The following is a 13,861-nucleotide window of genomic DNA, read 5'->3' as shown; positions in this document are numbered from 1 at the left end:
GCTTACCCTGCCGGGACACGACGAAGACTCGATCGACTCTCTCCAGCAGATCGCGCTCGCCTCGGAACGCGCCGCCGACCTCACCCGCCAGTTGCTGGCTTTCAGCCGCCGGCAGGTCATGCGCCCTCGCGTGCTGTCGCTCAATACGCTCATCCGCGACCTCACCACCATGCTGCGCCGCCTCATCGGCGAGCAACTGGAGCTGTCTTGCGAGATGGCGGAGAATTTGCCGCCCATCTGGGCCGATCAAACCGGACTCGAGCAGGTGATCATGAACCTGACGCTCAATGCGCGCGACGCGATGCCTCGGGGAGGCCGCATCACGATCACCACCTCCCCCGTCAGCGTGACCATCGCGGATACCGAAAAGAACCCCGAGGCGCGCGCGGGTGACTTCACTTTGCTCAGCGTGTCGGACACCGGCACGGGCATGGACGCCGCCACGCGCAGCCGCATCTTCGAGCCTTTCTTCACCACCAAGGAAACACACAAGGGCACCGGCATGGGCCTGGCCACGGTCTACGGCATCACCAAGCAGCATGAAGGCTGGATCGAAGTCGCCACCGAGGTCGGCAAGGGCTCGCAATTCCGCGTGTTCTTTCCGGTCACCGACCGCGCGGCCGAGCCTCTACCGGTCGACACCCACAGTGCCACCCCGGCGAACTCCGAGTCGACCATCCTCATCGTCGAGGACGACGAAGCGGTGCGCAGCCTGGTGCGTGAAGTCCTCGACCACAGCGGCTACCGGGTCTTCGAAGCGGAACATGGCGAGGCTGCGCTCGAAATCTGGAAGGAACACTCGCAAGAGATCGATCTCCTACTCACCGACATGGTCATGCCCGGCAGCGTCAATGGACTGGAACTCTCGCTGCGCCTGCTGGCGGACCAACCGGACCTCAAGGTCATTTACACCAGCGGCTACAGCGCGGAACTCTTCGGCAGCGACGTGCGCCTGGAAGATGGCCGAAACTATCTGCCCAAGCCGTATCTCTCCGCAAAACTGACCACGATCCTGCACCGTGCGCTGCACCCCGAGGAAGAGGAGACGGTCTCGGCCGAGGTCTGAACGCCATCAACGCGCTTCGCCCGCGTTGCTACCCCAGCCGCCGCATCAGTTCCTCAAAGCTCTTCGCCTCGCGAATCGCCGTGTTGATCTGATCGAGTCCGGCATCATGCGCGGGATGGGCCAGCTCGACGGTCCGTTTCAGTTGGCCCGACGCCAGGACGATCTCGTCCCATTGGATCGACTCGATCTCCCGGTTGAACCGGGCCACGGCGCGTCCCCGGAAAAAGGCGCGGGTCGTCTCCGGGGGCTGAAAGATCGCCCGCCGGATTTCATCCTCGGAGACCAGACGCCGCATCTGCCCCTCGCGCATGAGCTCGTAATACAGCCCGTGCTCCAGCGAGACATTGTGATACTCGAGGTCGATCGATTGCAGCCACGGATCGCTCCACTTCAGGCCTTCGCTTTCTTGAAACGTCGTCAGCAGGAACTTCTTCGCCACCCAGTCTACCCGGTCGCGGCAGCGCCAGTAATCGGTGGCGAGGTCGTCGAGGACCGACTCCCATTCCGCGAGCAACCAGCTCGTCTCCTCATCGTCGTCGCCATGTTTGCGCGCCGCGGCGAGATACAGCCGCTGCACGTCGATGGCGGAAATCGTTCGCCCATCCCGCAACTCAATCAACCATTGCAGCGATTGATCGCGACTCAACAGCTTGGTCGCCTCGATCGGATTGGCCAGCTCGAGTTTCGGGGCGTGCCCTTGCTCGATCAAGTCCAGCACCAGCGCGGTCGTGCCGATCTTCAACGCCGTCGCGTAGTGGCTCATGTTGGCGTCGCCGACGATCACGTGGAAGCGGCGGTACTTCTCCGCGTCGGCATGCGGCTCATCCCGTGTGTTCACCAGAGGCCGGCGATTCATCGTGTCGATCGAGCAAAGGACGCTGAAGAAATCCGAGCGCTGGGCGATCTGGTAGACGTCCGGTTGCCCGGCCGCATCCTCACCCTCCACCCCCATCTTGCCCGCGCCGGCAAAGATCTGCCGGGTCACGAGGAAAGGCACCACATCGCGCACCAGCCACTCCCACGGCACATCGCGGCGCATCAGGTAGTTGTCGTGGCAGCCGTAGCTATGGCCGACGAAATCGGTGTTGTTCTTGTAGAGCCGCGCCTCGCAGCCCTCCGGCAGATGCGAGTTTCGCCGCCGGGCGCATTCCGCAAGGATGCGCTCGCCAGCCTGGTCCTGCGCGACGAGCTCCCGCAGCGTCGTGCATTCCGGCGTCGAGTATTCCGGGTGCGCGTGGTCGTTGTAGAAGCGCGCGCCGTTGCTTAGGACAAGGTCGCTCTTGATCTCCTGGAAGCTCAGCGGGCGGTTCTTATCGAGCTCGAAATAAGCGGCCTCGTCGGTGTCCTGGAGCAGTTCCTCCGCGCGAAAACCCCGCGCGTCGTTGTGCGGATCCTCGAGTTCGTAGTCCCATTTCATCGACGCACCGTGCTCGGTGTAGCTGCGCACGATCTCGATGGATTCGCGCACCACATCCAGGTCGGCCACGCCGTCGACAGTGATCCCGTATTCCGTTTCGAGGCCGAAGACGCGTTTCATGTGCAGCAATGTCCCGCAGCCCATGCGTCCCTGCAAGTGGCAGCCGCTATTTCGTCAGTCCCAGCCGGTCAAAAATCGGCTGGAGTGCGGTCGTCCACTTCGCGTAACCGCTGGCATTGGGGTGGAGCATGTCGGGGAATTCCTCCTTCTTGCACGAGCCGTTGCCATCGTCAAAGAGCGCCCATGTATCGCAGAAGCAGACCTGCGCGTCGTTCTTGAAGGCCTCCTCGTAGAGGGCATTCAACCGGCGGATCTTGTCCGGAAACAAATCGGGCTTCGGACCGCGTGGCATCACCTTGTTGATCACCACCGGCATCTTCGGATCGGCCGCGTGCAAGGCGCTGACGATCGCTTTCAAATTCTCCACCACGACTTCCGGTTCGCCGCCTTGATCGAGATCATTCGTGCCGATGAGGATGGACACCGCCTTCGGATGCAAGTCGAGCACGTCGCCCTGCAAACGCGCGCGCAACCCTCGCGTCGTATCGCCGCTGATGCCGCGATTGGACACTTTGAGATTGGGAAAATCCTTGGCCAGCGAACCCCAGCCCTGCGTGATCGAGTCGCCGAAAAACACCACGGAATTGGCCTCGGTCGTTTTCATCGTGGACCACTGCTCGCGCCGTCCCTTCCACAGCGTGCGAAACCAGAGGCCCGACTGCATCGGCCCCGCGCCGGGGCAGAGATTCGACGGCGGCTGCGAAAACGGGCCGGCCACCTTGTCCCAAGCCACGACCGCGCCGCGCCTCTGCGCGAACATCCACGGGAGCAACTCCGGTTCGCCATAAGCGATATTCCACGAATCGTGCTTCACGTAGGGATACTCGCTGTAGAGCGGCTTGCCGCCGGCGGCTTCGAGCGCCGCGATCATCTCGCGCGTGCGCACCACGGGCACGGTCGGGTCGAGCACGCCGTGAAAGGCCCACACCGCCACCCCTTTCGCCGGGGCGATCCGCGAAGCATCACCGCCACCGCAGATCGGTGCCGCGGCCGCCCACCGCTGCGGCTGGCGTGTGAGCAAATCCCACGTCCCATAACCGCCCATCGACAGCCCGGTGACATAGAGCCGGTCCTGATCCACGGGAAATTCCTTGAGCAATCCATCGAGCGCACCGAGCACGAGCTTCATCGGCGCAGTCGGCTCCTCTTCGAAGGCATTCGGCCCCGTCCAGCCTTTCACCGCCGACCACGTCTGATCCGGCGGACACTGTGGCGCGACGACGAAGCACGGATACTTGTCGCGCACCTCCGGTTTCAGGAACAACGGCGCGCCGTACTTGAGTTGCACCGCATTGTCCGTCCCCCGCTCCCCCGCCCCGTGCAGCACGAGCACCAGCGGATACTTCTTCGCCGCATCGTAGTCCTTCGGCTTGAGCAGCCGGAAGCCCAGCAGTGTCCCATCCGCCCCGGCAAACGTCCGGGCCTCGTATTCATCGGCGCGCAGCGGTGCGCTGATGACGAAAGCGAGAACAGCGAAGAAAAGCAGCGGGAGGATTTTCATGAGAGTGGGGATGATTGCGGAAAGCCTTGATCGAAGACCAGCGTGATTGCGTTCCTGTTTATTTCGCCGCTGGCATCGTGACCTTTCCGCCGGACAAGGCTTTCACCTTCTCCAAGCCGGTGACTTCTAAATTCCAGAACGCAGAACCCGCAGCCTCGACGTAAAGTTTGCCAGCGCGCGTTTGAGCGATGCTGCCGCAGGATGGCGCTGCGGCATGGGTCATATCCGCGCCCGGCGCGGGAAACTCGGGCCACATTACCTTTTGCGCGTCGTGTTCAAAGAGCTGCGCGAGGTTGAATCCGTCCTCAGTCAAAATATTCCACCCGTTCCCCTCGGACGCCACGACCCACGCATTCTTGATTGGCAATGGCAGGAGGGCGCTTCCGATAACGACAGGCAACTTCTTCGGTTCGGGTTCAAATGAGAAGGCCCACCGTAGCTTTTCCTGGCCGCCGACCTCGCGACACCATATTTGGAGAGGAAAACCGGGGTTCTGGCACAGCGCGAGCCGAACATCCGGACTCACTTGCCTGCTCCAATCTGGGAGCCGATGCGAACGGCTCAGATCATACCGGGGAGCCCCTGGCGAAATCCAACCTTCCACACCATAGAAACCTGAATTTTCGGGGTGGTCTCCAGCCTCGCTCACGCATTGCAGCGCCAATCCCGGGGTCGCAGATATGAACAAAAACGAGGGGGATCTCGGTTCGCCGGGCTGAATCTGGCCCTCCGCCCAGACGGCTATCTTCGTCGCATCGGGCCCTTGCTTTTCGGATCCCGAATCATCCGTCCCGTAAACTCGGGTGCGAAGCTTGTAGTCCCCGTCCCCCACTCGTTCGAAAATGTCGATGGGATGCGTTTCGCTTTGAGTGACCAAATAAGCATGGCCGTTTTTTCCCACACCATACTGCGCCTTGTAGACTGGCTCACGCGTGACGACACCCAGACACTTCGCGACACCCGTCTTGCGATCGATGCGCCATTCGCAGCCTTGGGCAAACATCACGTCCGGATCGAGCGGATTGATCGCGGCACCCGGTGATCCACTCTCCGCTGGGCCGAAGAATTCGCGCACCAGCTTGCCTTCCTTTCCAGTAGTGTCCCACACGCTGAAACGTTTGGGAGTGGCATCCGCTTCCGCCACCCAGAGCCGGCCGTCAGCGGCGAGCGCTAGGCCACGAATCGCGTGAAATGCATCCGCTTTCCACGGGCCCAGCAATGGACGTCCGCCTTCCAATCCAGCGACCCACGTGGGATTTTCCGTGTCGAGCAGCGGACGGGCTTGCACCTGGTGGTGGGGCGCTCCGAAACCAACGAAAGCCGTGCGCGGGTGGAATTTCGCCCCATCGCCAATCACGGTGAGGGCGGTAATCGTCTCTTCACGCTCGGTTCGCGCCATGTCGCTGGTGATGACCCAGAACGGATCGTGCGCAAAAAGGATCCGCCCGAGCACACCGCCACCGAGCGAGATGACCGCGAAGTCCGCATCCGAGAGTTTGCCGGGCGCATCGGGGAGTTCCGTCTTCGTCGGCGCGACGTCGATCATTCCCGGCGGCGCGCCCACCACCGTTTGCAAGTAGGCGCCGGACTTCGCATCGAGGATCGTGAGAAACTGCGAGCTCGTGAAGCTGAGATAAATGTGGCCGTGGCGCACCGCCATCGCATCCGCCACATCCGGCTTCGTCTTTCCATCCGCCGGCCAGAGAGAAGAAATCTTCAGATCGATCGCCCCGTTCGGCCAAGGGACGGGCGCGCCGTCGTTGACGTTCAGTCGATAGATCGAGCCGCCTTCCGCTCCCTCGTGCTCCAGGCCGCCCAGCACGTAGACGAGGCCGTCATCCACGGCCAGCGCCTTGCAGCCGGAAGCGCCCTCGCTGCGGCGATGGCCCCATTGCACATGCCCGTCGAGATCGCAGGCCAGCACCGACTTGCCATTTTCCGCCAGCGACCAGCCGAGATAGACTTTCTGGTCATCGGCGGCCACCGCACTGGGCACCCCGCGATCACCTCCCCACCCGCCTTTACCATCCGGCGTCACCCATGGCGTCCCTCCACCGCTACCCACCCAGCCGCGCAGCTTCAGGCCGATGCCTTCGTGAAAGAGGCCCTTCCACGTGTAGTCGCCGGGCTCGGCCGTCTTGCCGTCGTCGGTGAGCCCGTCCCAGACCAGCTTGTGCGCGCCTTTCGGATACGATTTTCCCGGTTCCAGCCGCCGCACGAGCGTGCCATCGGCCCGATAGATATTCAGGAGCACGGTGCCCGCACGGGCCGTGCTGAATTTAATCTCCAAGGCGCCGGGCGTCGGCGCCGGCAGGGGCGCGGCGGCGTGAGCAATGACAGACCAGGCCGCCAGGCACAGGCCAGCCAGACGACTCACTTGAGCTGGGTAGAAGTTAAAAAATGTCACCTTAAATTACCTTAAATGGCCTTAATTTACCTTGAGTCACCTTTAGCGGGGCTTGAATTGCAGGGGAAGCCCATCGTGAATTCAAAGAGTGGACGCCCGTAAAAGAATTTGAGGCACGATTAGACACGATCAAGCACGACTCGCCACGATCCTCTCTGTAAACGGCACCCCGATTCCGCGAGGTGACATGGCAAAAGAACCCATCCCTCCATGCGCTTTCGCGCATCGAGTCGGCAACTGAACTATCGGTCTGGGTATTATCTTCCATGCGTCACGGCCGTCCCCGGAGAAGCATTCCGTCAGCCCATCGGACCCCTCCTTTCACGCCACTCCACCAGCTTCACGCGCAGCCAAGCACATTTATGTCAGTTTGTCAAGAACTTTCGAGCTTTCCCTGGGTTTTCAGGGACGGCATCCTTTCCTTTCCCCTCTGCCCCAATGAAACCCCTCCCCACCCTCCTCTCTTTCTTCTGTCTCCTCGCCGGCGTGACGCTGGCGGCAGACAAGCCAAACTTCATCGTCATCAATATCGATGACATGGGCTACGCGGACATTGCGCCTTTTGGCTCGAAGCTCAACCGCACGCCGAATCTCGATCGCATGGCCAAGGAGGGACGCAAGCTGACCTGCTTCTACGCCGCGCCGGTTTGCTCGCCTTCGCGCTCGGCGCTGATGACCGGCTGCTATCCGAAGCGCGTCCTGCCGATCCCGGGCGTGCTTTTCCCGGGTGCCGCCGTGGGGCTCAATCCCGCCGAGCACACCGTCGCTGAACTGCTCAAGAAGGCCGGCTACGCCACGGCGTGCATCGGGAAGTGGCACCTCGGCGATCAACCCGAATTCCTGCCCCCGCGCCGCGGTTTCGATTACTACCTCGGCCTGCCCTACTCGAACGACATGGGGCCCGGTGAGGACGGCTCGAAGAGCAGCCTCGGTGATCCCCTGCCCAAGCCCAAGGCGGCCAATACGCCTGCGGCGGCGGCGGTCGTGGCCGAGACGGGAATCACCGGTCACCAGCCGCCGCTGCCGCTGGTGGAAAATGAGACGGTCATCGCCCGGGTGCGACCGGACGAACAGCAGGGTCTCGTGGGGCGCTACACGACGGCGGCGGTGAAATTCATCAAGGCCAACCAGGACAAGCCATTCTTCCTCTACCTGCCGCACAACGCGGTGCATTTCCCGATCTATCCCGGCAAAGAATGGGCGGGCAAATCCCCGAACGGCTACTACAGCGACTGGGTCGAACAAGTCGACTGGAGCGTGGGCCAGGTACTCGACACGCTGCGAGAGCTCAAGCTCGACTCACGCACCATGGTCATCTTCACCTCCGACAATGGCGGCACACCGCGCGCGGTGAATGCCCCGCTGCGCGGTTTCAAGACGACCACCTGGGAGGGCGGCATGCGCGAGCCCACCATCGCGTGGTGGCCTGGGAAAATTCCCGCCGCTACTTCGACCGACGCGATCACGGGCATGTTTGATGTGTTGCCGACCTTGGTGAAACTGGGCGGGGGCACTGTGCCGGCGGACCACAAGATCGACGGGGGCGACATCTGGCCGCTGCTCGCCGGCGAGGCCGGCGCGAAATCGCCGCACGACGTTTTCTATTACTTCAATGGATTCCGGCTCGAAGGCGTGCGCTCCGGCCCATGGAAGCTGCGCTTCGCCACCGCTGGGATGGCGGAAGGAAAGGGCCCGGGAAAGAAACCGGACCCCGCGACTCAAGACCAGCTCTACAATCTCGAGACCGACATCGGCGAAACGACCAATGTGGCCGACGCGAATGCCGAGGTGGTGGCCCGCCTGCGCACGCTCGCCGAGGCGATGAAAGACGACCTCGGCGTCACCGGCACGGGCCCCGGCGTGCGCCCGCTCGGGCACGTCGAGCATCCGCAGCCACTCATCGGCGCCGACGGCACGATCCGCCCGGAGTTCGCGCCGAAGTAATCAGCGGCGTTGCATCTGGCCGATCTTGCGCGCCGCAGGCTCCGGCTTCAACGCCACGCCGATGAAAAGCGATCGGCTGTCGAAGGCGACACCCGTCCAGCCCTGCGTAATCAACTCGCCCCGGCGATTCTCGGGAACATCGAGGCGCATGATGCTTCCGGTCAAGGCATCGATCAAGATGGGCGCGCCCCCGAGAAACAGGTTCCCCTCGATGTTGCCATTGGTCTTTCGTTCCAATTGCAGTTCATAGGGCCGAAATCCCGGCATTTCGATCCGGATCCGCGGCCTTCTCCAACGGCTGACGACGATCACCGTGGGCGTCTGGCCAACGGCTTTCCCGTTCAAGAACACCGTCGCGCCCGCCGGATCGCTGGCGAATTGCAGCCTCTGCCCCGGCCCGTCAATCATCGTGGCGCAGCCGGGAAAAATCACCTGGCTCAAAGGCAGCGTCAGCGCCGCGAGGAGCAGCGGGAGCAGGCGCGCCGGGAAGTTCATGACGATGTCACTGATTTACCATCCCGGCGCCCTTGGTGAGGGTCTTGACCCGGCAGATGAACATGTTGGCGCAGATGTAGAGGGTCGAACCGTCGTCGCCCCACGCGCAATTGCCCGTCTGCTGGCTGGTGATGATGCTGCCGAGATGCTTGCCCGCAGGTGAGACCACGAGCACGCCGCCCGCGCCGGTGATCCAGGCGTTGCCGTGCACGTCCACCTTCATGCCGTCGGGCAGACCGACGCGCCGGTCGTTGACAAGCGGGCCGGCATCGAAGAACAGCCGCCGGTTGGCGACGGTGCCGTCGGGTTGCACGTCATAGGCCCAGATCTTCGGCGCCTGCGGATCACTCACGGCGATGTAGAGGATCTTCTCGTCGGGCGAAAGCGCCAGGCCATTGGGGAAGGTCAGGTCCTTGATCACCGCCGTCGTTTCGCCGGAAGGCTTCACCAGGAAGACGCCGTTGAACTTCAGTTCCTTGAGCGGGGAATCGTTCAAGTTGTCCAGCCCGTAGGGCGGATCGGTGAAATAGAAGTTCCCGTTGCGCGCAAAGATGACGTCGTTCGGGCTGCTGAAACGCTGGCCCTCATAACCGTTGGTCAGCGGCACCTGCCGGCCATCCGCCTCCAGCCGCGCCACCCGTCGAGGGCCTTGCTGGCAGAGGATGAGGTTGCCCTTGGCATCGAGAGTCAATCCGTTCGACCCGGGATTCGTGACGATCGGCGTGGCCTCCATGCCGCCGCTGGGCTTTAGAAAGATCTTCGCCGCCTTGTCGCCCGGCTGCCAGCGGTAAAGCTTGTTCGCCGGCACGTCGGAGAAATACAACGCGCCATCCTTCCACACCGGCCCCTCGGACCATTGGAAACCCTCGGCGAGCTTTTCGATTTTGGCATCCGGCGCGACTAATTGATCGAAGGCCGGATCGAGGCGTTCGATTTTCAGGGCGGGATCCTGCGCGAGCACGATGGCCGGCGCGAAAAGCAGCGGGAGGAAGCGTTTCATCGGCGGCATCATTGGCCGCCTCCCCTGGCGGATGTCAAACGTGTAAGAAGGACGGCGAATAACCACCAAGGCACGAAGGATGGTCGAGTTATGCAACCCACGGCACTCCTTCCTCCCCTTTGTGTCTTCGTGTCTTCGTGGTAGAGATCCCGATTCTTACGCGAGGATGCCTTTCACGATCTGCCCTTCGTTGCTCGGGCCGATGAGGCGATTGTTCAGGCCCTGGTAGCGGTAGCTGAACTTGTAGGGATCGAAGCCGAAGAGATGCATGATGGTGGCCTGGAGATCGCGCACGGTGACTTTGTCCTGGCTGACGAAATAGCCGAGTTCATCGGTCGCGCCGAAGTTCAGGCCTTTCCTGAGGCCGCCGCCCGCCATCCAGAGCGTGAACGAATGCGGATGATGGTCGCGGCCGAGGAAGGTCGAGCCACCGCGCGCTTCATTCATCGGCGTGCGGCCAAATTCGCCGCCCCAGATGACCAGCGTGGAATCGAGCAACCCGCGCTGCTTCAAATCCTGCACGAGCGCGGCGCTGGCCTGGTCGACCTGCTTGCACTTGTTCGGCAAGCCGCCGAGCAGATCGTTGTCCTTGCCGGTGCCGTGCATGTCCCAGCCCCAGTCGAAAAGTTGCACATAGCGCACCCCCTGCTCCACCAGGCGGCGCGCGAGCAGGCAGTTATTGGCGAAGGACGCCTCGCCCGGCTTGGCGCCATACATCTCGATCGTCTCCGGCGTTTCCTTGGCGATGTTCATCACCTCCGGCACCGCCATCTGCATGCGGAAGGCGAGTTCGTACTGGGCGATCCGTGTGACCGTCTCCGGGTCGCCGAATTGCTTTTCCTCCGCCTCGTTCAAGGTCTTGAGGGCGTCGAGGGAATCCCGGCGCGTCGCGCGCGTCATGCCGTCAGGATTGTTGGCGTAAAGGATCGGCTCCCCCGCGGCGCGGCATTGCACGCCTTGATAGACGCTCGGCAAAAAGCCCGAGCCCCACGTGGCCTTGCCGCCGGTCGGGTCGGTGCCCCCGCTGAGCAGCACCACGAAACCGGGCAAATCCTGGTTCTCCGAGCCAAGGCCGTAGGTGGCCCACGCGCCCATGCTCGCGGACCCGGCGAACATATTGCCCGTATGAAGAAACAGCTCCGCGGGCGCGTGGTTGAACTGCGTCGTATTCATCGAGCGGATGATCACCGTGTCGTCGACGATCTTTTGGAAATGCGGCAAATGCTCGCTCACCCAGGCACCGCTCTGGCCATATTGCGCGAACTTCGCCTGCGTCCCGAGCAGCTTCGGCGTGCCCTTTATGAAGGCGAAAGATTGCCCCTTCAAAAACTGCTCGGGGCAATCCTGCATGTGGTGCTTCACGAGCTCCGGCTTCCAGTCGAAGAGATCGTGCTGTGGCGGCGCACCACTCATCGAGAGATAGATCACCGATTTGATCTTCGACGGCAGCGGCGGCGTCTTGGGCAGCAGCGGGTTGACCGACTGGCTGGCCGCGAACCCGGATGGTATCAGGTGTTGCAGCGCCATGGCGCCGAGGCCGAGCTTGCCGCTGCGGGTGAGAAATTCGCGCCGGGTCTGCGCACGAGCGTGTTCGAGTCGAAGGTTCATGGCATCAGTTCTTGGTGAGAGTGGCGTCGAGATTCAGGAGCACGTTGGCGACGACCGTGTAGGCGGCCGCTTCCGGCGCAGCGCAGTTCTCCGGCAGCGGGCCGAGCGGCTGCGTGGCCAGCTTGAGGGCGCCGTCCTGGTCGGCTTGATAGGTGGCCAGTTCCTTTTCGTAGAGGTCGACCAGTGTCTTAACCTGCCCCTCCGAAGGCGGGTGGCCGAGGCACAGCCGCAGACCGAAGGTCACGCGCGCGGCTGGGTCGTTTCCACCCTCGTGCATGAGGCGTCGGGCGAGCGCCTGCGCGCATTCGACAAAGACGGGATCGTTCATCGTCACCAAGGCTTGCAGCGGCGTGTTCGAGGGGATGCGACGCAGGGTGCAGGACTCGCGGCTGGGCGCGTCAAACGTCGTCATGTTGGGCGGCGGCATCGTGCGGCGCCAGAAGGTGTAGAGCCCGCGACGGTAGCGGTCCTCACCCTTGGAAGTCGGGTAGGCATTCTGGCCACCGTTGAAGGCGACTTTCCACAGCCCATCCGGCTGCGGCGGATAGACGCTCGGTCCCCCCACCTTGTGACTGAGCAGGCCGCTCACCGCGAGCGCCTGGTCGCGCACGCCTTCGGCCTCGAGCCGGCGGCGCGGGGCATGCGAAAGCAACCGATTGCGCGCATCCTTTTCCAGTACGACCGGCGTCACTTTCGACGATTGCCGGTAGGTCGCGCTGGTCACCATGAGACGCAGCAGCGCTTTCATGTCCCAAGCAAATCCGGGCTGCGCGGGGTCGTCGGACTTGGGCGACATGAACGTGACCGCGAGCCAGTCGAGCAGGTCGGGATGGCTGGGCAGTGAACCCTGCGAGCCGAAATCCTCTTCCGTCTCGACGATGCCGATGCCGAAGAGTTGCGACCAAAAGCGATTGACGGCGACGCGCGCGGTCAGCGGGTTCTCCGGGTTCATGAGCCAGCGCGCGGCGGTGAGGCGATCCATCTTCGCATCCGCCGGTACATAGGAGGCGAATTGCGCCAGCAGGCCGGGCTCAACTTTGTCGCCGGGCACGAGGTAGTTGCCCTTGTTCAAGATGTGCGTCTCGCGCCGCTTGTCGGCCGCCAGGTCGCGCATGATCGGCAGGGTCAGCGGCTTGATCGCGGCGAGCTCCGCACGTTTGGCTTCGAGCTGTTTGCCGAGGCCGGCGTAGGTCTTCGACAGCGGGCGGAAGTAATTCATCAGCTCCGCCTGTTGCGGCGCGCTCCGCGTCCCGGCGGCGATGGCGAGAATCTCCCGGATGCGGTTTGGCAATTCGCGCACCGGTTGCGCCTGGGTGGTCGCCGAGAGACGGAAGCGCCCGAGTGTATGGTGCTGCCCGTAGCGCTGATCGAGGGTGATCTTCAGCACTGCATCTTTCACCTCCACCGGCTTCTCCGTTTGGAAAACCGCCGCGTGGGCTTGGCCGATCTGCGGGAGAAATGCCCAGCCGCCTTTCTCATGGCCCTCGAGCGCCTTGCCCACGGGCCATCCATCCTGGCTGAAATCCGCGGTCGGCTCACGTAGCGCGATCCCCTGCCCCTCCGCCGGATTCAGAGACACGCTCGGACTCGGCGCCGTCACGATCGCCTGCTCCCACACGGGCTTGTGCGCTTCGTCGAGAATGCTCACGCGGAAATCCGCCAGCCGGCTGCCGAGATTGCTGTCCGTGCGATTCCACACCGCAAGACGCTCGATATCGGTCACGCTGCCCAGGTCCACTTCCCACCACGGATCTTTTTCCGTGTTGGTATGGGAAACCGACTGTCCTTTGTAGAAGTCGCCTTCCGTCTTGCCGTCGACCGCGCGCTTCGCGTCCCCACTATAGGCCGTGCTCGATTGGGTGGCCGTGCCTTTCAGCGCCACGTTTTGGCCATTGCTGAAAACCTCGACCTCAGCCAGCGCCAGCAGCTTTTTCATGCCGGGCACGGTGACTCGCACATAGCGTCCGCGAGGCGGTTTCAAGTCGGCGGGAACGAGCGCCGCGCGGAACTGGGTGAGGACCCCGTTGCCATTATCGGCCCGCCCCGGGCCGTGGGCCGGCAAGGAATCATCGGGCAGAGCTTCCAAGCGAAAAGCGGTGATGCCGTGCAGATCCGTCCGCACGTTGATGGTGTAGGTGTCCGTCTCCGCGACTTCGCCGTGAACGAGGGTCGAGCCGTCCGGCAGTTTCATGAAATCGGCCGGGCTGGTGGCCTTGATCGTTTCCGGGGCAAGCGGCTGCCAGGTAATCGGTTTTCCGACCTCTTTCTCCCAAGCCACTTCCTCGGTCTCCAACTCCGTCGAA

At 63.0% G+C, this 13,861-nt stretch carries 9 protein-coding genes; 2 read left to right on the top strand and 7 right to left on the bottom strand.

The genetic code is table 11. The annotated features are described in order from the left end of the window. Positions 1–1,066 (top strand): ATP-binding protein (locus ABJF10_RS21720; RefSeq protein ID WP_348546706.1); only part of this gene is annotated, 1,066 nt, incomplete at its 5' end. Positions 1,067–1,094: 28 nt separating this feature from the next. Here ABJF10_RS21720 and ABJF10_RS21715 read toward each other — a convergent pair. The 3 genes from ABJF10_RS21715 to ABJF10_RS21705 are packed head-to-tail and all read right to left on the bottom strand — an operon-like array spanning position 1,095 to position 6,481. Further along, positions 1,095–2,603: a proteasome accessory factor PafA2 family protein gene (locus tag ABJF10_RS21715; protein WP_348546705.1), complete on the bottom strand. Its 1,509-nt coding sequence runs from the start codon at positions 2,601–2,603 to the stop codon at positions 1,095–1,097. A 46-nt stretch (positions 2,604–2,649) separates the two neighbouring features. After that, entirely contained in the window at positions 2,650–4,104 is a 1,455-nt protein-coding gene (locus ABJF10_RS21710; protein ID WP_348546704.1) for a GDSL-type esterase/lipase family protein, read from the bottom strand. A 58-nt stretch (positions 4,105–4,162) separates the two neighbouring features. Continuing rightward, positions 4,163–6,481, bottom strand: a complete 2,319-nt coding sequence (locus tag ABJF10_RS21705) for a FlgD immunoglobulin-like domain containing protein (RefSeq protein ID WP_348546703.1) — start codon at positions 6,479–6,481, stop codon at positions 4,163–4,165. Positions 6,482–6,949: 468 nt separating this feature from the next. Here ABJF10_RS21705 and ABJF10_RS21700 point away from each other — a divergent pair, with 468 nt between their 5' ends. Next, positions 6,950–8,455 carry a sulfatase gene (locus tag ABJF10_RS21700; RefSeq protein ID WP_348546702.1) on the top strand — a complete coding sequence of 502 codons (1,506 nt, stop codon included), beginning with the start codon at positions 6,950–6,952 and terminating at the stop codon, positions 8,453–8,455. Here ABJF10_RS21700 and ABJF10_RS21695 read toward each other — a convergent pair whose 3' ends face one another. The 4 genes from ABJF10_RS21695 to ABJF10_RS21680 form a co-directional block, all read right to left on the bottom strand. After that, positions 8,456–8,950: a PEGA domain-containing protein gene (locus ABJF10_RS21695; RefSeq protein WP_348546701.1), complete on the bottom strand. Its 495-nt coding sequence runs from the start codon at positions 8,948–8,950 to the stop codon at positions 8,456–8,458. A 7-nt stretch (positions 8,951–8,957) separates the two neighbouring features. Then, entirely contained in the window at positions 8,958–9,950 is a 993-nt protein-coding gene (locus ABJF10_RS21690) for an SMP-30/gluconolactonase/LRE family protein (RefSeq protein WP_348546700.1), read from the bottom strand. Between the two features lie 156 nt (positions 9,951–10,106). Beyond that, positions 10,107–11,558 (bottom strand): DUF1501 domain-containing protein, encoded by a 1,452-nt coding sequence (locus ABJF10_RS21685; RefSeq protein ID WP_348546699.1) that lies wholly within the window; start codon positions 11,556–11,558, stop codon positions 10,107–10,109. A 4-nt stretch (positions 11,559–11,562) separates the two neighbouring features. After that, a partial coding sequence (locus tag ABJF10_RS21680; RefSeq protein ID WP_348546698.1) for a DUF1553 domain-containing protein occupies positions 11,563–13,861 on the bottom strand: 2,299 nt, incomplete at its 5' end.

The sequence above is a fragment of the Chthoniobacter sp. genome (assembly GCF_040003245.1).
GTDB lineage: Bacteria > Verrucomicrobiota > Verrucomicrobiia > Chthoniobacterales > Chthoniobacteraceae > Chthoniobacter.
The sequence above is the reverse complement of the archived record's forward strand: the minus strand, read 5'-3'. Positions and strand labels throughout refer to the sequence as shown.

Bases quoted from the DNA above. Each gene is read 5' to 3' on its own strand.
- ABJF10_RS21715 (WP_348546705.1), bottom strand. From the start codon at position 2,603: ATGAAACGCGTCTTCGGCCTCGAAACGGAATACGGGATCACTGTCGAC.
- ABJF10_RS21710 (WP_348546704.1), bottom strand. From the start codon at position 4,104: ATGAAAATCCTCCCGCTGCTTTTCTTCGCTGTTCTCGCTTTCGTCATC.
- ABJF10_RS21700 (WP_348546702.1), top strand. From the start codon at position 6,950: ATGAAACCCCTCCCCACCCTCCTCTCTTTCTTCTGTCTCCTCGCCGGC.
- ABJF10_RS21695 (WP_348546701.1), bottom strand. From the start codon at position 8,950: ATGAACTTCCCGGCGCGCCTGCTCCCGCTGCTCCTCGCGGCGCTGACG.
- ABJF10_RS21690 (WP_348546700.1), bottom strand. From the start codon at position 9,950: ATGAAACGCTTCCTCCCGCTGCTTTTCGCGCCGGCCATCGTGCTCGCG.
- ABJF10_RS21685 (WP_348546699.1), bottom strand. From the start codon at position 11,558: ATGAACCTTCGACTCGAACACGCTCGTGCGCAGACCCGGCGCGAATTT.